The sequence below is a fragment of the Nocardioides oceani genome (assembly GCF_030412965.1).
Taxonomy (GTDB): domain Bacteria; phylum Actinomycetota; class Actinomycetes; order Propionibacteriales; family Nocardioidaceae; genus Nocardioides; species Nocardioides oceani.
In genome coordinates this window covers 197,669-214,394 of record NZ_JAUHJQ010000003.1, presented here as the reverse complement: position 1 = coordinate 214,394, position 16,726 = coordinate 197,669, and the positions used below count along the sequence as shown (strand labels likewise).

At 74.5% G+C, this 16,726-nt stretch carries 15 protein-coding genes; 10 read left to right on the top strand and 5 right to left on the bottom strand.

From position 1 onward, the window contains the following. The first annotated feature begins 623 nt into the window (after nt 1-623). From QWY28_RS10580 to QWY28_RS10570, 3 genes are read left to right on the top strand one after another with little or no spacing between them, the layout of a single operon-like run. A complete protein-coding gene (locus QWY28_RS10580) occupies nt 624-1,925 on the top strand; it encodes a C39 family peptidase (protein ID WP_300952501.1) in 1,302 nt (433 codons plus the stop codon). Between the two features lies 1 nt (nt 1,926). Further along, a complete protein-coding gene (locus QWY28_RS10575; RefSeq protein WP_300952500.1) occupies nt 1,927-3,036 on the top strand; it encodes a hypothetical protein in 1,110 nt (369 codons plus the stop codon). 29 nt (nt 3,037-3,065) lie between these two features. Next, on the top strand, nt 3,066-3,710 hold the full coding sequence (locus tag QWY28_RS10570; protein WP_300952499.1) for a DUF2461 domain-containing protein: 645 nt from the start codon (nt 3,066-3,068) through the stop codon (nt 3,708-3,710). Between the two features lie 7 nt (nt 3,711-3,717). Here the strand turns inward: QWY28_RS10570 and QWY28_RS10565 are convergent, their stop codons facing one another. Further along, entirely contained in the window at nt 3,718-4,167 is a 450-nt protein-coding gene (locus QWY28_RS10565) for a nuclear transport factor 2 family protein (RefSeq protein WP_300952498.1), read from the bottom strand. Nucleotides 4,168-4,283: 116 nt separating this feature from the next. Between QWY28_RS10565 and QWY28_RS10560 the strand changes: the two genes are divergently transcribed. Continuing rightward, the gene (locus QWY28_RS10560; RefSeq protein ID WP_300952497.1) at nt 4,284-5,060 is read left to right on the top strand and encodes a hypothetical protein; all 777 of its coding nucleotides are present in this window, start codon (nt 4,284-4,286) and stop codon (nt 5,058-5,060) included. Here the strand turns inward: QWY28_RS10560 and QWY28_RS10555 are convergent. Both QWY28_RS10555 and QWY28_RS10550 read right to left on the bottom strand, forming a co-directional pair. Next, nucleotides 5,022-5,480, bottom strand: coding sequence for an RrF2 family transcriptional regulator (locus tag QWY28_RS10555; protein WP_300952496.1), 459 nt, complete (start codon nt 5,478-5,480; stop codon nt 5,022-5,024). The genes QWY28_RS10560 and QWY28_RS10555 overlap by 39 nt on opposite strands. Nucleotides 5,481-5,538: 58 nt before the next feature. Further along, nucleotides 5,539-6,447, bottom strand: a complete 909-nt coding sequence (locus QWY28_RS10550) for a sulfite exporter TauE/SafE family protein (protein ID WP_300952495.1) — start codon at nt 6,445-6,447, stop codon at nt 5,539-5,541. 244 nt (nt 6,448-6,691) lie between these two features. Between QWY28_RS10550 and QWY28_RS10545 the strand changes: the two genes are divergently transcribed. Next, the gene (locus QWY28_RS10545) at nt 6,692-8,563 is read left to right on the top strand and encodes an acyl-CoA dehydrogenase (RefSeq protein WP_300952494.1); all 1,872 of its coding nucleotides are present in this window, start codon (nt 6,692-6,694) and stop codon (nt 8,561-8,563) included. 158 nt (nt 8,564-8,721) lie between these two features. After that, a complete protein-coding gene (locus QWY28_RS10540) occupies nt 8,722-9,783 on the top strand; it encodes a hypothetical protein (RefSeq protein ID WP_300952493.1) in 1,062 nt (353 codons plus the stop codon). Here the strand turns inward: QWY28_RS10540 and QWY28_RS10535 are convergent. Beyond that, nucleotides 9,776-10,651: a LysR family transcriptional regulator ArgP gene (locus QWY28_RS10535; protein WP_300952492.1), complete on the bottom strand. Its 876-nt coding sequence runs from the start codon at nt 10,649-10,651 to the stop codon at nt 9,776-9,778. The two genes, QWY28_RS10540 and QWY28_RS10535, sit on opposite strands and share 8 nt — an antisense overlap. 92 nt (nt 10,652-10,743) lie before the next feature. On the opposite strand from QWY28_RS10535, the gene QWY28_RS10530 reads away from it, so the two are divergent. After that, the gene (locus tag QWY28_RS10530) at nt 10,744-11,349 is read left to right on the top strand and encodes a LysE/ArgO family amino acid transporter (protein ID WP_300952491.1); all 606 of its coding nucleotides are present in this window, start codon (nt 10,744-10,746) and stop codon (nt 11,347-11,349) included. Nucleotides 11,350-11,356: 7 nt separating this feature from the next. Here QWY28_RS10530 and QWY28_RS10525 read toward each other — a convergent pair whose 3' ends face one another. Next, on the bottom strand, nt 11,357-13,120 hold the full coding sequence (locus tag QWY28_RS10525; RefSeq protein ID WP_300952490.1) for an NHL domain-containing thioredoxin family protein: 1,764 nt from the start codon (nt 13,118-13,120) through the stop codon (nt 11,357-11,359). A 63-nt stretch (nt 13,121-13,183) separates the two neighbouring features. Between QWY28_RS10525 and QWY28_RS10520 the strand changes: the two genes are divergently transcribed. Genes QWY28_RS10520 through QWY28_RS10510 form a run of 3 tightly spaced genes read left to right on the top strand, consistent with a single transcriptional unit; the run spans nt 13,184 to nt 16,719 of the window. Continuing rightward, nucleotides 13,184-14,953: a GAF domain-containing SpoIIE family protein phosphatase gene (locus QWY28_RS10520; protein ID WP_300952489.1), complete on the top strand. Its 1,770-nt coding sequence runs from the start codon at nt 13,184-13,186 to the stop codon at nt 14,951-14,953. Nucleotides 14,954-14,974: 21 nt separating this feature from the next. Beyond that, nucleotides 14,975-15,790 carry a maleylpyruvate isomerase family mycothiol-dependent enzyme gene (locus tag QWY28_RS10515; protein ID WP_300952488.1) on the top strand — a complete coding sequence of 272 codons (816 nt, stop codon included), beginning with the start codon at nt 14,975-14,977 and terminating at the stop codon, nt 15,788-15,790. Further along, on the top strand, nt 15,787-16,719 hold the full coding sequence (locus QWY28_RS10510) for an oxidoreductase (protein ID WP_300952487.1): 933 nt from the start codon (nt 15,787-15,789) through the stop codon (nt 16,717-16,719). Before QWY28_RS10515 ends, QWY28_RS10510 begins: the two co-directional genes overlap by 4 nt. Nucleotides 16,720-16,726: the final 7 nt, after the last annotated feature.

Below are 16,726 nucleotides of genomic sequence, written 5' to 3'. Positions count from 1 at the left end.
TCATCCGCTCCAGTCCTCCACGCGCCGCCGATGGGGCCGCGCCCACGAGCGCGACACTGCACCCGACGTCGATGTCGCGAGCTCGAGTCTCCTCATCCGCTCCAGTCCTCCACGCGCCGCCGATGGGGCCGCGCCCACCCGCGCGACACTGCACCCGACGTCGATGTCGCGAGCTCGAGTCTCCTCATCCGCTCCAGTCCTCCACGCGTCGCCGATGGGGCCGCGCCCGCGAGCGCGACACTGCACCCGACGTCGATGTCGCGAGCTCGAGTCTCGTCATCCGCTCCAGTCCTCCACGCGTCGCCGATGGGGCCGCGCCCACGAGCGCGACACTGCACCCGACGTCGATGTCGCGAGCTCGAGTCTCGTCATCCGCTCCAGTCCTCCGTGCGGCCAGACAGGTCGAGGCGTCAACAATCGCGCAATTGAACGATTGCGACGGGTTTCCGGCCGCCCGAGGCGTCAGAACCGCGCAATTGAACGATCGTGGACACGACCGGTGCACGGTCCGCGACGGCCGGCTCGCCGTGATCGCTGTGACGGATGAGGAACTTGACTAGACCAGAGGCGCCTGGGGACAGTGTGGCGTCCGGTCCTTCCCCGCCGTGATGACGGAGCCACCCATGTCCCGCCCCCGCACGACCCGCCCCCGCACGACCCGCACACCCGGCCCCCACAGACCCTTCAGACCCCGCGTCAACGCCCGCACCGCAGCCGTCGGCGCGCTCGTCCTCCTGCTCGCCGCAGCACCGTTCGTCCCGCGCGGCGACGACGAGCCGGACGGAGCACTCGTCCCCTCCGGCGACGGCTCGCCGCTGGCGGCGTCGGCGACGGCCGGCGCCGGACGCCTCACCCCCGAGCTCGCCGCGGAGGTCGACCGCGTCGTCGCGGCCGGCCGGGCGGCCGGGCGCGTGGGACCCGGGGCCGCACGCCGGGCGCCGGGGGCGGTCGCCGCGGACCTGGTGCGGTGCGCGGACCTCGAGGGCCAGCGGTACTGCCTGGGCGCCGGCTGGACCACCGCGACCGAGGACGAGGTCCGGGCCCGGGTCGCCACGGCGGCGCGCACCGCGACCGCCCGGAGCCGCCCGGTGGAGCGCACCGGCGACCTGGACGCGGCCGCCGCCCTGGCGCGGGCCGCCAGCCTGTCCCCCGCCGAGCGCGCACGCCGCGAGCGCGAGGAGCTGACCATGGCGGCGCGGTCGGTCGCGAAGGTCTGGCTCCTGCGCCACGAGGTCGAGGGCGTCCCGCTGCCCGCCGGCTTCCTCGAGGCCCATCCCGAGGCGCGCGCCACCGTCGCCGACGCCGCCGCCCACACCTCGGCCCGCGCGAGCACGACCGCCCGCAAGCGCCAGCGCGACTACCCCGGGCGGCGCGTGGTGCTCGACCCCGACCAGGTCGCCGAGCAGACCCGCACCTACTGGTGCGGCCCGGGCGCCATGCAGATGATCGCGTGGGGCTGGAAGGGCAAGGACCGCGGCCAGGCGCACTGGGCCGACAAGCTCCGCACCACCACCGACGGCACGTCGGTCTGGGACATGGTCCGCGTCGTCAACGACCACACCGGCTGGGACCGCAAGGCCCACGCCGGGCCGTACGTCGTGCTCGACATCGCCGACTACTCGTTCAACAAGTGGATGCTGCTGCAGATGCGTCACCTCGCCGACTACCGCGCCCCGGTCGTGCTGCACCCCGTGCTCCACCGGAAGTACTTCCCCTACCTCGACGACGACGCCTCGGGGCACTTCCAGGTCGGCCGCGGCTACAGCAAGCGCGGGGACCGGCCCAGCGCGATCAGCTTCTTCGAGCCGTGGAACCAGCAGCGGTTCGATCCCTCCGAGCCGTTCATCGACCGGGTGCAGTGGCGCAACGCCTACAAGAGCTACCGCGCGAACAAGGCCCACTTCCAGCACAACATCGGGGTCTGAGGTGCCACGCACGCTGCGGAGGTACGCCGCCGTCGCCGGCGCGACCGGCTGCCTGCTGCTCAGCGGCTGCTCGGACCCCGGCGCCGGGACCGAGCCGGGCGAGCCGGCGCGCTACACCCGCTCCGCCGACGCCGCCCCCGGCAGCACCCCCGACACCACCACCGACGCCACCGAGCCGCTCGCCTGGGAGCCGGTGCCCGGCGACGCGGCTGACACCACCACGACCAACGGCCGGTGGACGCTGGCCGTCGACGAGGACGGCACGGTCGCGACCCTCGCCGGGCCCGACGGCACGACCCGCACCGAGGTCGGCGGACGCGAGCGGGTCGCCGAGGCGCTGCTCGACGACGCGTGGGCGGTCGTCGTGGTGGCGGACCGCCAGGAGACCCGGCCCGCCCGCGCCGAGGTCACCGAGCTCGCGACCGGCGAGACCTGGACCGTCGACGGCCGCAGCGAGGTGCCGACGACCACCGGCGGAACGTGGGCGATGGGCGCCGGACGGCTGGTGCACGCGACGGTCACCAGCGAGGGCTCCTACTGCCTGGCGGAGGTCGACCTGGGCACGCGGGCCTCGACCCTCGGCTGGTGCGCGCCGGAGCGGCACGGCTTCAACGGCGCGCGGGTCACGGCCGGCGGGGCCGCCCTGATGACCTTCGACGACAGCCGGCCGTCGTGCCGCACGCTCGGGAGGCTCGAGGGTGCGCGGAGCACGACGCTCATCCCCTTCGCCGACGTCCCCGCGTGCCAGGGCTGGGACGCGCTGGTGCTGGACGACGGCTCGCAGGTCTGGTCGGTGGTGCGGGACGAGAACCGCGTCGAGACCGCCCGGTTCGCGGCCCGCACCCCGGGCGGGGAGGTCGTCGACCTCGGCCCGGGCACGTCGGGCACGCTCGTGGGCTGCGGCGGCGCGGCCTGGTTCGCCCAGGACCCGGTCCGCGACGGCGCCCCGGCCCGGCTGGTGCGGTGGGTACCCGGGGGCGGCGCGTCCACGGCGTACGAGACCGACGGCGGCCCGGCGTTCCTCGCCGCTCCCCGCTGCGGCGGCTCGCGGATCACCGTCACCTCGCTCGGCGAGGGTGGCGACGAGCAGGTCTCCGCCCCCGTCCGCTGACGCGCGCCCGCCCTGCCTAGGGTGGTGCGGTGACCGAGACTCCGCCGTTCGCGGGCATCCCCGTCGCCGCGCTCGACTTCTACGACGACCTCGAGGTCGACAACACCCGGTCGTTCTGGGAGAAGCACAAGGACACCTACCTCACCCAGGTGCGCGCGCCCGTCGAGGCGCTGTGCGCGGCGCTCGAGCCGGAGTTCGGCGCCGCCAAGGTGTTCCGTCCGCACCGCGACGTGCGGTTCGCCAAGGACAAGACGCCGTTCAAGACCCACCAGGGCGCGTTCGTCCGGGCCGCGGAGTCGACCGGGTGGTACGTCGAGGTCTCGCCCCGCGGCGTGCGCACCGGCGGCGGCTTCTACGAGGCGAGCGCGGGCCGGCTCGCGGCGTACCGCGGCGCCGTCGACCACGAGCAGCTCGGGCCGCAGCTCGAGGAGATCGTGACCGGCCTGGAGTCGGCCGGCTGGGAGCGCGGCGGCGACCGCCTCAAGACCTCCCCGCGGGGGTACGACGTCGACCACCCGCGCATCGACCTGCTGCGCCACCGGTCGCTGAGCCTGGGGCACGTGATCGGCTTCGAGCCGGTGATCCACACCGCCGAGCTGGTCGACGTCGTCCGCGAGGACTGGCGCGCGCTGCGGCCGCTCGTGGAGTGGGTGGCCCGGCACACCACGGTGTGACCGGAGGTCAGCCGGCGGCCGTGAAGCTCGCCATCGTGCGCTCGGGCTCCCAGTAGGCCTTCATCGAGGCGACCCGGCCGTCCTCGTCCACGACATACACCATGACCAGCTCGGTCGTCGTGTGGCTGCCGTCCGCGAAGGAGGTCCTGATCCTCCCGACGTTGGCGCAGGTGTTGCCGTTGGCCATCGACTGCTCGATGGTGAACTCGAAGGTGTCGATCGGCGCGATCGCCTTCTCCCAGAACGCCGAGATGCCGGCGTGCCCGTGGTGGCCGCGTCCCTCGGGGTCGAACATCGACGGGCCGACCGGGTCCTCGAGGACGGCGTCCTCGGCGTAGACCGTCAGCCACTCCGCGAGGTCGCCCTTGGCGACCGCGGAGTAGGAGCGCTGCGAGGCGGCGCGGGCCGGGTGCGGGTCGTCCGGGGCGTTCCAGACGATGGCGTCGGAGGTGATCACCCGGGCATCGTAGGACCGGACGAGAACACGTTCTAGTCCTCCCGGTCGCGGATGCTTCGCCCGCCGTTCACGGCGCCGCCCACGTCCCGTCGGCCGCCCGGGTCACCGTGGGCGCCATGGACCGCCGCGACGCCTTCCTCCACCTCGGCCCGTCCCGCCTCGGCACCGAGCTCGTCGGCGAGCTGCTCGACGACCGCCGCGGAGCCCTCGCCGCCGCAGGGGTACGCCGCGCCGGGACGCCCGACGCCGCCTTCCGCGCCGCGGTGGAGCTCGCTCGGGACCACCGCGCCTGGGGCTTCCGACGCGCCGAGGTGGAGGGCGCCTGGGCCGGGGTGTGCCGCGAGAGCCGGCGGCACCGGCGCAGCACCCGGGCCGTCGTCGTCTCCGAGCGGCTCCTCGCGGGGCTCACCCGTCCGCAGGTCGACCTGCTGCTGGACCAGCTGGTCGGCTTCCGCGCGCACGTCGTGCTGACGGTGACGGCACCCGAGCCGCACTGCCACGCCGGCGACCCCGCGACCGACCTCGTCGACGTGCTGGACCGCTGGGCGCCGGCGGTCGGCGACCCGGCCCGGGTGCACGTGCTGGTCGTGCCCCGTGGCCCGCGCCCGGTGGCGCGCGACGGCGTGCGGGCCGCGTTCGGCGCGGTGGTGGGCGCGGACCCCGCCGCGCGCGCCACCCGCTCGGGGCTCCGTCCGGAGCACGGGCCTCTCGGTGCGCCGGCCGCGGCGGCCTCGGCAGCCGGCGGCGAGGAGGAGCACGCCCGGCTGACCGGGCTGGCGCTCACCTGGATCGGCGCGCTCGCGACCTCCGGCCACGACGTGCACGGCGACCTCGCCGACCTGCTGCCGGGAGCCTCAGTGCGGCTGCCAGGCGTCCTCGTCGGCGGTGCGTGAGGTCACCGCCTTGGGCAGCTTGCCGTCGGCGAGCGCCTGGATGGAGGTCTGCTCGAACACGTCGCGCAGGGACCGGCGCGCGGCGATCCACACGTGCTGGAGCACCTCGGCCGACTCGTTGTAGGTGACCGCCTCGGGCCGCAGCCCGTAGACCGACACCAGCGGCCCGTCGACGGCGCGGATCACGTCCGCGACCGAGACGTCGGCGGCCGGGCGCCCCATCCGCCACCCGCCCGACTGGCCGCGCTGGGAGATGACCACGCCGGCGCGCCGCAGGTCGGCCAGGATCGCCTGGAGGAAGCCGTGGGGGATCTCCTGCAGCCGGCCCAGCTCCTCGGCGCTCACCGCCTTGCCGTCCGCGCGGGAGGCCATCTCGATCAGCGCACGCAGGGCGTAGTCGGACTTGGCGGAGACGCGCATGGGGTCAGTCTGGCAGAGAAGTCGATGCAGACACTCGACTCCTCCCGGCCGGGCCCCCTCAGACGGCGGGAGCCAGCTCCGGCTCGTCCGCGCGCGCCGCCTCGAGGGCGCGGGCGCGGCGCTCCTGCTGGACCGCCCAGGCGATGCCGGTGACCCAGGCGACGAACAGGACGGCGGCGATGACCGCGACGGTCATGCCCGAGGCACCGAGGGACTCGGCGATGGTCTTGGAGTTCGTCAGCACGATGAGGCCACCGGCCGCCACGCCGAGGACGCGGGCGGCGAGCTTCTTGACCAGCCAGGCGGCGATCGGAGCGGCGACCACGCCACCGGCGAGCAGCGCACCGGCGTACGCCCACTCGATGCCCTGCGAGCCGAGGGCGAGGATGAAGCCGAGCGAGCCGCCGACGGCGACGACGAACTCCGAGGTGTCGATCGAGCCGACCACCTTGCGGGGCTCGAGGCGGCCCGAGGACAGCAGCGTGGTCGTGCCGACCGGGCCCCAGCCGCCGCCGCCGACCGCGTCGAGCGCGCCGCCGACGAGGCCCATCGGCGCGAGCATCCGCGCCGAGGGGCGCGACTTGAACGTGGGGCGTCGGCCGCCGAGGACCAGGAAGCGCCAGATGACGTAGATGCCGAGGCCGAGCAGGATGCCTGCGACCCACGGCTTGGCGGAGTCGCCGTCGAGGTTGGAGAGGAACGTCGCGCCGGCGAAGGCCCCGACGAACCCGGGCACCGCCAGGATCGAGACGGTCCGCCAGTCGACGTTGCCGAGCTTGTGGTGGGAGAACCCGGACACCAGCGAGGTGCCGATCTCGGAGAAGTGGACGGCCGCGGAGGCCGCGGCCGGCGCGATGCCGGCGGCGAGGAGCAGGGTGGACGACGTGACGCCGTACGCCATGCCCAACGAGCCGTCGATGAGCTGGGCGAGGAGGCCGACGACCCCCAGGACGATGAGCTTGCGCATGGGTTCTCCAGGTGTTCTCTCGGTGGTTGCACCACCACCGAGCGGACATGACTAGGAAGACCGTAACACGTATATCGGGTGTTTCTGTCGACTTTACCGACCTACCGGTGTGTCGAAGATCCGGTACGGCGGGTGGCGACGACCGCTTGCGCGGCTCCGGACCCGGGCCTACCATTGAAGTTACTGACCAGTAGTACGCGCGTGCTGGCAGGCCCCGGACACATCACGAGACGAAGGTGGAGCAGTGAGCCACTACAAGAGCAACCTCCGCGACATCGAGTTCAACCTCTTCGAGGTGCTGGGCCGCGACGAGGTCCTCGGCACCGGCCCGTTCGCCGAGGTTGACTCCGAGACGGCCCGCTCGATCCTCGCCGAGGTCGACCGCCTGGCCCGCGAGGACCTGGCCGCGTCCTTCGAGGACAGCGACCGCAACCCGCCGGTCTTCGACCCGGCCACGCACACCGCCCCGGTGCCGGAGTCGTTCCAGAAGAGCTACCAGGCCTGGATGGACTCCGAGTACTGGCGCCTGCAGATCAGCGAGGACCTCGGTGGCACCCCCGCCCCGTCCAGCCTGGTCTGGGCGATCGGCGAGATGGTGCTCGGCGCGAACGCCCCGGTGTGGATGTACGCCGCCGGCCCGTCGTTCGCCGACATCGTCCACCGCAACGGCAACGACCGCGACAAGAAGATCGCCAGCCACATGATCGAGCGTCAGTGGGGCGCGACGATGGTGCTGACCGAGCCCGACGCGGGCTCCGACGTGGGCGCCGGCCGCACCAAGGCCACCCCGAACGAGGACGGCACCTGGAACATCGAGGGCGTCAAGCGCTTCATCACCTCGGGTGAGCACGACATGAGCGAGAACATCATGCACCTCACCCTCGCCCGCCCGGTGGGCGTCGAGGGCGCGGGCGGCCCCGGCACCAAGGGTCTCTCCCTCTTCCTCGTGCCCAAGCACCACTTCGACGTCGAGACCGGCGAGCTGACCGGCGAGCGCAACGGCGTCTACGTCACCAACGTCGAGCACAAGATGGGCATCAAGGTCTCCAACACCTGCGAGGTCACGTTCGGTGACTCCTCCGTCGGTGGCGGCGAGCCGGCGCGCGGCTGGCTGCTCGGCGAGGTCCACGACGGCATCGCGCAGATGTTCCAGGTCATCGAGAACGCCCGCATGCTGGTGGGCACCAAGGCCATCGCCACGCTGTCGACCGGCTACCTCAACGCGCTGGACTACGCCAAGTCCCGCGTGCAGGGCGCCGACCTCACCCAGGCCTCGGACAAGACCGCGCCGCGCGTGACGATCACCCACCACCCCGACGTCCGCCGCTCGCTGATGGTGCAGAAGTCATTCGCCGAGGCGATGCGCTCGCTGGTGCTCTACACCGCCAGCTGGCAGGACAAGGTCCAGCTCGCCCAGCACAACGGCGAGACCGAGACCGACGAGACCAAGCTCGCCGAGGCCGTCAACGACCTGCTGCTCCCGATCGTCAAGGGCTACGGCTCCGAGCGCTCGTGGGTGCTGCTGGGCACCGAGTCGCTGCAGACCTTCGGCGGTTCGGGCTTCCTGCAGGAGTACCCGATCGAGCAGTACGTCCGGGACGCCAAGATCGACACCCTCTACGAGGGCACCACCGCGATCCAGGGCCAGGACTTCTTCTTCCGCAAGATCGTCAAGGACCAGGGCCGCGCACTGGGCCACATCGCCGCCCAGATCTCGGCGTTCATCGAGTCCGAGGCCGGCAACGGCCGGCTGAAGAACGAGCGCCAGCTGCTCGCCACCGCGCTCGACGACGCCAACGCGCTCGTCGGCCACCTCATCAACGACCTGATGTCGGCGCAGGACGAACTGCGCAACATCTACAAGGTCGGCCTGAACACCACGCGGCTCCTCATGGTGCTCGGCGACGTCGTCTGCGCGTGGCTGCTGCTGCGCCAGGCCGAGGTGGCGCTGGAGAAGCTCGGGGGCGACCCGGGCCGCGACCAGGCGTTCTACGAGGGCAAGGTCGCCGCGGCGCAGTTCTTCGCGGCCACCAACCTGCCGCGGATCAGCGCGGAGCGGGCGATCGCCGAGGCGACCGACCTGTCGCTGATGGACCTCGACGAGTCGGCGTTCTGAGCCACGCCTGACGGCACTTCACGACGTACGACGCCCCCGGCCCCCTCGTGGGACCGGGGGCGTCGTCGTCCTCCCGGGTGGCCGCAGCGACCGGTGCCAACCAATCGGGCGCCGCGCGCGTCGTACCGGGTATGCGAAGCCTGGTCTCGGCAGCCCTCGTGGGCGCCCTCTCCCTCCCCCTGGCCCCGGCCCTCCTCCCCGGCGCGTCCGCAGGCACGGGGTCACCTCCCCCGCCGGCGCCCGCACGGGTGTCGGTCGACCTGGAGCGCGCGCCTCGAGGCCCGGCGCCCCGCGGCGGCTGGTTCGACCCGCGCCGGCAGGTGATCCACAGCGAGGGCCGCACGGTCGCGCTGGAGCCGCGGCTGCGGGTCCCGCTGGTCGGGGTCAGGCGTGCCGACGGTGGCTGGGTCGCGGCGGCGTACGGCATCAACAACACCCGGATCATCCGCATCCGGTCCGACGGGCGCTGGTCGACGATCGCCCGCGAGCCCGACGAGCCTGGCGGCGGGCTCGACCTCGACTTCCTCGTGAGCCCCGGCGGCGGACGCCTGGCCTACGTCACCGACGGTGACGATTCCTCCCAGGTGGTCGTCGCGCGGCTCGACGGCACTGAGGTGGACCGCTTCGCGACCCAGGGCGCGACGCTGCTCGACTGGGCCGACGGTCGGGTCTGGGTGACCGTCGACCGGTACGGCGGTGGCCCCGCGCCGCGGCTGGCCGTGTGGCGGCCGGGCTCGGAGCCCACGGTGCGCACCGAGCGGCGCCTCGGCAGCCTCGACGGGCTCGACGTGCGCACCGGCGTGGCGTGGCGCGACGAGTCCGGGCGGCGCGGTGTCAAGGCGATCCCCCTGCGCAGCGGCGGGTGGAGGTCCTGGACCCGGATCGGCTACCGCTTCGACGACGTCTCGCCCGACGGCCGGTACGCGCTGACCTACACCGACACGCCGGAGTCCCCCGACGCCGAGTACGGCTTCCTCGGCCGGCTCGTGGTCCGCGACGCCCGCACCGGCCGACCGGTGACGGTGTTCACCGGCCGGCACCAGGTCGGCGTCCCCGACGGACCGGTGTGGGAGTCGCGCCGGAGCGTGCTCGCGGTCGTGCACGACGAGGAGGACCTGCGCCTCGTGCTCGTGCGGCTGCACGTCGACGGACGGGTCGAGGTCCTCTCCCGCGCCGGCACCGGGCGGGGCGAGCAGCCCGGCGTCGTGCCGATCACCTGAGGGTGCGGCGCGCCGCGCGGCGCACGTCGTCGGTCAGGGTGTCCAGCAGCGTCGACCGCAGCCGCCAGCGCTGCCAGTGCAGCGGCACGTCGAGGTGGTGGCGCCGGTCGAGGCGGACCAGCCGGCCGGCCTGCTCGTCGGGCGCGAGCTGCGGCTCGGGCAGGGCGCCCCAGCCGAGCCCGAGCCGGACCGCCTCGAGGAAGTCCGCCGACGTCGGGACCCGGTGGACGACCGGCGGCAGGCCGAGCCCGCGGCCGGCGAGCAGCTCGTGCTGCAGGGCGTCCTTGTCGTCGAAGACGACGACCGGGATCCGCGCCCAGTCGACGCCGCGCCCCCGCCGGTGCCGCTCGACGAGCGCCGGGGCCGCCGCGGCGGCGTACCGCAGCGTCCCGAGGGGCTCGACGGAGCAGCCCTGGACCGCGACGGGCTCGCTGGTGACGGCGGCGAGCACGGTGCCCGAGCGCAGCAGGTCGGCCGACCAGGCCTGGTCGAGCACGTGCAGCCGCAGAGCGGCGTCCCCACGCTCCGCCACGGCGCCGAGCACGTCGTGGAACCAGGTGGCGAGCGAGTCGGCGTTGACCGCGAGCGGCAGCCGGGGCACCCCGGCGGCGTGCCCGCCGAGCTCGCGGAGCGCCTCCTCGTGCAGGTGGGTGGTCTGACGGGCCAGCCGCAGCAGCGCCTCGCCGGCCGCGGTCGGCTCGGCGGGCACCGTGCGCCGGACGACGACCTGGCCGACCTCCGACTCCAGCGCGCGGATCCGCTGGCTGACCGCACTGGGCGTCAGGTGGAGGTGCCGCGCGGCGGCGTCGAACGTGCCGTGGTCGGCGATCGCCGTCAGCGCGGCGAGCCAGCCGGGGTCGAGGTGCATGCCGGCCACCCTAGGCGCGGTCTTAAGCGGCGCTACAGGTTCGTGAGAATCCTTCGCTGGCGTGACGGGCCTGGGGCACCTAGCGTCGCGGCGTGATCGAGCACGTCCTCACCGGCACCGCGACCGGCCTCGCCCTCATCGTCGCGATCGGCGCCCAGAACGCCTACGTCCTGCGCCAGGGCCTCGCCCGCGACCACGTCGGCCTGGTGGTCGCGATCTGCGCGGTCTCGGACCTGGTGCTCATCCTCGCCGGCGTGGCGGGCATCGGCACCGTCGTCGAGCAGGCGCCGCGGGCGATCGACGTGGTGCGCTGGCTCGGCGTCGCCTTCCTGACCTGGTACGGCGTCTCCTCACTGCTCCGCGCGCGCCGGCCCGACGCGCTGGCGGCCACCGGGGGCGCCCGGCTCTCGCGCCGGTCGGCCGCGCTGCGGGCGCTGGCGCTCACCTGGCTCAACCCGCACGTCTACCTCGACACCGTGCTGCTGCTCGGCTCGGTCGCGGCGACGCACGGGTCCGGCGGTCGGTGGTGGTTCGCCGCCGGGGCGTGCCTGGCGAGCGTGGCGTGGTTCTCCGGGCTGGGGTACGGCGCCCGGCTGCTGGCGCGGTTCCTGGCCAGCGCGCGGGCCTGGCAGGTGCTCGACGTGCTGATCGGGCTGACCATGCTGGCGATCGCCGTCCGCCTGGCGCTCGGGGACTAGCCGGCCCCTAGCCGGCCGCGACCCCGCCCAGCGGCAGCACGAGCCGGCCGTCGGCGCCCGCGACGACCCGCACCGGGACGCCCCAGTCCTGCTGGTGCATGTGGCAGGCGGCGCCCTCGCCGCCGTCGGCGTCGCACGACGCGGCCCGCGCGGCGACGTGGAGCACGCCGTCGCCGACGTGCGGGTCGAGCACGATCGTGCGGGTCAGGTCGGTGCCGCGGCCGCCACCCTCGCGGACCAGCTGCGGCGGGGTCGCCTCGACGAGCAGCTGGGACGGCGGGCCGAACCGGTCGTCGACCTTCTGACCGGGCGGCGGGGTGAAGGACACGACCAGCTCGAGGGTCGCGGCGACCTCGGTGACCGGCCGCTGGGTGGTGTGCGCGAAGCCGTCGGTGCGGGTGCCGGCCGACCCGAGCGGCACGCGGGTCAGCCGGTGCGCGCCGGACTCCACCACGACCAGGTCGGACCCGTCGACGTACGCCGCGCTGGGCTCGACGAGGCCGCCGGCCAGGGTGGTGACCTCGCCCGCGGCGGGGTCGAGGCGGCGGACGGCGCCGTTGTAGGTGTCGCAGACCGCGACCGAGCCGTCGGGCAGCACGGTCACCCCGAGCGGGTGCTGGAGGAGGGCCTGGTCGGCGGGGCCGTCGCGGAAGCCGAAGTCGAAGAGGCCGGTGCCGACCGCGGTGCGGACCTCGAGCGTGCCGTCGGGGCGCTGCTCGAGCCAGCGGACCGAGGAGGTCTCGCTGTCGGCGATCCAGAGCCGGTCCCCGGCGGGCGCGAGCCGGGAGGTCTGGGCGAACCACGCCTCGCCGAGCGGCCCGTCGAGCAGCCCCTCGTTGCCGGTGCCGGCCGCGACCTCGACCGAGCCGGTGCGCGGGTCGAGGGTCCACAGCTGGTGGATCCCGGCCATCGCGACCCAGACCCGGTCGCGCCACCAGGCGACGTCCCAGGGGCTGGAGAGCCGGTCGGTGCCGTCCCCGGCCATCCACTGCTGACCGTCGCCGGCGAGCACCCGGGTCGAGCCGTCCGCGAGCGCCAGCCCGTGCAGCCGGTGCCCGACGGTGTCGGCCACCACGGCGTCGTACCCCACCTCGGCGGCGACGTCGGCCGGCAGCAGGCAGAGCCCGTTGGGCTCGCGGAAGCCGCCGAACCGGCGCACCACCGTCCCGTCGGCGTCCAGCTCGACGACCTCGTCGTGGCCGGCGTCGGCGACCAGCACGCGCCCCCCGTGCGCAGGGGGCAGGGGCACCGCCGAGGCCGGGAAGCGGAGGTCGGTGGGCTCGATGACGGGAGGGACGTACGGCGAGTCTCCCGGCTGCAGCGTGCCCTTCGCCCGGTGCTCCTCGACCAGCTGCGTCAGCAGCGCGTCGATGGCGTGTGCGTGGCCCTCACCGGCGTACTGCCCGACGACGTACCCCTCGGGGTCGACGAGCACCAGGGTCGGCCAGGCCCGTGCGGTGTAGGCCTGCCAGGTGACCAGCTCGGGGTCGTCGAGGACGGGGTGGGTGACCGAGTAGCGCTCGACGGCCGCGCGCAGGGCGTCGGGGTCGGCCTCGTGGACGAACTTCGGCGAGTGCACGCCGATGACCACCAGCTCCTCGGCGTGCTTCTCCTCCACCGGCTTCAGCTCGTCGAGGACGTGCAGGCAGTTGAGGCAGCAGAAGGTCCAGAAGTCGAGCAGCACGAACCGGCCGCGCAGGTCGGCCAGCCGCAGCGGCCCGTCGGTGTTGAGCCAGCCGCGACCGACCAGCTCGGGAGCACGCACGCGCATGGGGACCATCCTCACGCACGGTCGGTAGTCTCATCGGCGTCGGGTTCGCCGGGGAGGGGATGCATGACCGCGACGAGCTCGCTGGAGGTCGACACGTCCTTCGACCGCTACGCCCGGATGGTGCGCCGCGCCCTCAACGTGCCGGTCGCGCTGGTCTCCCTGGTCGAGGCCGACCGGCAGGTGTTCCCCGGCGCGGTGGGGCTCCCGGCGCCGTACCAGTCGACGCGCGAGACGCCGCTGTCCCACTCCTTCTGCCAGTACGTCGTCGCCGACCGCGCCCCGCTGGTCGTCGCCGACGCCCGGCTCGACGACCGGCTGCGCGACAACCTCGCGATCCCGGACCTCGGGGTGGTGGCGTACGCCGGGTGGCCGATCACCGACCACACCGGCGCCGTCGTCGGCTCGTTGTGCGCGATCGACGACAAGCCGCACTTCTGGCGCCAGGACGAGCTCGACAGCCTCGCCGACCTCGCCGCCGCCTGCTCCACCGAGATCGCCCAGCGCCGGCTGCGCGAGGAGGCCGTCGCCGGCCAGCGCGACGCCGAGGAGCTCGCCCGCCGCAGCCGCATCCTGCTGGCGCTCAGCGAGCAGCTCTCGACCACGCAGACCCTCGGCGAGGTCGCCGCGGCCGTCGAGCAGGTCTCCCTCGGGCAGGTCGACTGCCTGCGCGCCGGGCTGTGGCTGCACCACGACCGGGCGGCGGTCACCGCCGACCTCGGCCCGGAGGGCCCGGACGCGGCGCCGGAGGTGCTGCGCTACGTCGAGCCGGTCCCGACCGGGTCGCCCTGGGAGTCCGCCACCCGCCACGCCGCGCTCCCGGCCGACGCGACGAACCCGGTCGGGCTGGCCCTGCTGGGCGGTGCGCCGCTGTGGTTCGGGTCGGTCGCCGAGCAGAACGAGCGGTGGCCGGCCCTCGCGACCGAGGCGCAGGTCGGCGAGGCGCGGATGTTCCTGCCCCTGGCCGTGCGCAAGCGGCAGATCGGCACGCTGGTGCTGGTGTGGGCCGAGCGGCGCGGCTTCAGCGACGGCGACCTGGCGACGTACCGGGCGATGGCGGCGTACGCAGCCCAAGCCGTCGTCCGCGGCCGGCTCCACCAGGAGCGCAACGAGGCGCTGGTGACGCTGCAGAGCGCGATGCTGCCGCGGCTGCCCCAGCCCGACGACCTGCAGCTGGCGGCGCGCTACCGCCCGTCGGCCAAGCGACACCAGGTGGGCGGCGACTGGTACGACGCGGTCGTCATGCCCGACGGGGTCACCGCGCTCATGATCGGCGACGTCGTCGGCCACGACATCGCCGCGGCCGCCGTCATGGGGCAGCTGCGCACGATGCTCCGCGCGATCGCGTGGGCCGTCGACGACGCGCCGTCGCTCAACGTGGCCCGGCTCGACCGCGCGGTCCGCGACCTCGACGTGGACGCGATGGCCTCCCTCGTCTACGCCCGGCTCGAGCAGGACGCCGCCGGAGACCGCGTGGTGCGGTGGACCAACGCCGGCCACCCGCCGCCGCTGCTCGTCGAGGCCGACGGCACGACCCGCTGGCTGCAGGGCACCCCCGACCTCATGCTCGGCGTCTCCCCCGGCGTGCCGCGCGGCGACCACCGCACCCACGTCGCGCCCGGATCGACCCTGCTGCTGTACACCGACGGGCTGGTCGAGCGCCGCGGCGAGGACCTCCTCCTCGGCCTCGACCGCCTCGCCGCCGCCGCGGCCCGGCACGTCGCCGAGCCCGTCGCCGACTTCCTCGACCACGTGCTGCTCGACCTCGGGGCCTCTGGCGCCTCCGACGACGTCGCGGTGCTCGCGGTGCGGTTCGGGGAGGAGCAGCCGGGATGAGGGGTCAGTAGGCTCCGACGCGTGAGCGATCAGGAACGGCTGGCGGGGTACGTCGAGGTCTGGTGGCGGGCGGTCGACGACTTCACCGGCCTGCTGGAGAAGCTGCCCGAGGAGGACTGGTCGCGGCCGACCGACCTCGCCGGATGGGACGTCCGCGCGGTCGTGGCGCACGTCGCCCACCTGGAGAAGGTGCTCGCCACCGGCGTCGAGGAGCACGCCGAGGTCGGCGAGCCGGCGCACGTCACGTCGATGATGGGCCTCTACACCGAGATCGGCCCGGCCAACCGGCGTACCGCCACCGCCGACGAGCTGATCATGGAGCTGCGCGAGGCGGCCACCGCCCGGCACACCGCCCTCCTCGCCGACCCGCCGACCGACGCCTCCGCCAAGCCGGAGCGGGTCCTCGGCGGCGTCCCGTGGAGCTGGGAGACGCTGCTGCGCAACCGGCCGCTGGACGTGTGGATGCACGAGCAGGACGTACGCCGCGCGGTCGGCCGGCCCGGCGGCCTCGACAGCCCGGCGGCTCAGCACACGGCCGACTACCTCGCCGAGAGCATGGGCTTCGTGCTGGCCAAGCGGGTCGGCGCGCCCGCCGGCACCACCCTGCTGCTGGAGGTCGACGGGAGCGTGCCGCGCGCCTTCGCCGTCAACGACCAGGGCCGCGGGCAGCTGCTCGACGCGCTCCCCGCCGACCCGACGGTGACGCTGCGGATGGACCGCGAGACCTTCGTCGTCCTCGCCGGCGGGCGCCGGCCCGAGGCGGCGAAGGCCGCCACGGTCGAGGGCGACCAGGAGCTCGGCCGGCAGGTCCTCGCGCAGATGGCGACGACCCCGTGAGCGCCGACGCCTGGACCCTGGCCGACATCCCGGACCAGGCCGGCCGCACCGCGCTCGTCACCGGCACCAGCGTCGGCGGGCTGGGCCACCACACCGCCCTCGAGCTGGCCCGCCGCGGTGCGCGCGTGGTGCTCGCCGGGCGGACCGCCGCCAAGCTCGACGCCACCGAGCAGACCATCCGCGAGGAGGTCCCACACGCGCAGCTGGAGAAGCTCGTCGTCGACCTGGCCGACCTCGGCTCGGTGCGCCGTGGCGCGGCCGAGGCCGCCGGGCTCGGCCCGATCGACCTGCTGGTCAACAACGCCGGGGTGATGGGCACGCCGTACTCCCGCACCGCCGACGGCCTGGAGATGCAGCTGGCCACCAACCACTTCGGGCCGTTCCTGCTGACCGGCCTGCTGCTGCCGCAGCTGGTCGCGAGCGAGGACGGCCGGGTGGTGGCGGTGAGCTCGCAGTTCCACCGGTTCGCCCGCAGCGCGCCGCTCGGCGACCCGCGGGTCCAGCAGGGCCGCTACGCCCGCTGGCCCACCTACGGGCAGACCAAGCTGGCGAACCTGCTCTTCACCTACGAGCTCGACCGCCGGCTGCGGCGCGCCGAGCTGCCGGTGAAGGCGCTCGCCGCGCACCCCGGCTTCGCCGGCACGCACCTGGCGGCGAACGGGCAGTACGGCCGGTCCTCGGGCGGCATCGCCACGATCCTCGACGCCGCGATCCGCGCCGTCTCGCAGTCCGCCGCCGCGGGCGCCGAGCCGACGCTGATGGCGGCGACGGCCGACCTGCCCGGCGCGACGTACTGCGGCCCCGGCGGCCTCCAGGAGATGTCCGGCCCGCCGCGGGTCGTGAGCAGCAACCGGCTCTCCCACGACGAGGTCGCGCAGCGGCGCCTGTGGGAGATCAGCGAGGACGTGACCGGGGTCGCCTACCCCTAGACCAAGG